Here is an 874-nt window from a genome sequence, read left to right as displayed (position 1 = left end):
TTAAAATAATTCTTTCATATTTACTAAACCTACCATAATCGCAGTATATGCTAGCATTGCAAAGAATACACATACACAAAGTGCTCCCATAGTTAACGCACAATTAAATAGATATATAGTAGGCACATATAACATAACTATTAAAGCTATTGGAACTAACATTATGTATTCTATATTTCTAACATCAGATAAGTATATCTTTATAAATAATGCTAAACATAAGATTATAGCTGGGAATACTGTTAAATAACTAGCACCTGGTAATATAAAAGTTAAAACTAAAGATAATATGAATAATCCTATTAATGAACTTATAGTAAATTCATCTTTTTCTTTAAAGTTTTTTGTAAACTTCTTTGTTATTAAGAAATATCCTACAAATAAAGCTATCATTACACCTATAAATATAGCATCTTCAAACTTAATTAAAGGTAAATATGTAAGTTCAAACTTTCTTCCATTTATTAAAGCTAGTAATCTACTTAATCCATATCCTAATCCAACAGTACAAACAGTATATAATGAATTTATACCTATATACTTAAATATCTTTTTAGGCTCTTTTATATTAAGATTGTTAATTAAAAATATTGTACTTAAAGCTATTAATGCTAATAATACCATGTTAGTATTCTTTGAATATCTTATAAATGAACTTCCTAAAGTAAAGAATATAGAATCATCTTCAGTATCAAAAACATCTGGATTTGCATATTTTTCATTAGAAACAAACTCTTTTACTATAGGTAAAACCTGATCACCATAATGTTGCATAGACTTATCACTTAAATTTTCAGGATTATCATCAGGTGTATGATAATGCTCTAATCCATCAAGAACACTTATATTAATTCCATTTAATCCATTTTCTAAA

Annotated in this window: 1 protein-coding gene; it reads right to left on the bottom strand. The window is 24.7% G+C overall.

Annotated features, from left to right (window positions below; genetic code table 11):
- Window positions 1–874 (bottom strand): hypothetical protein (locus tag G3997_RS02470; protein ID WP_296647547.1); only part of this gene is annotated, 874 nt, incomplete at its 5' end.

Source organism: Romboutsia sp. 13368 (assembly GCF_018336475.1).
Lineage (GTDB): Bacteria > Bacillota > Clostridia > Peptostreptococcales > Peptostreptococcaceae > Romboutsia.
This window is presented reverse-complemented; position numbering and strand designations above follow the sequence as displayed.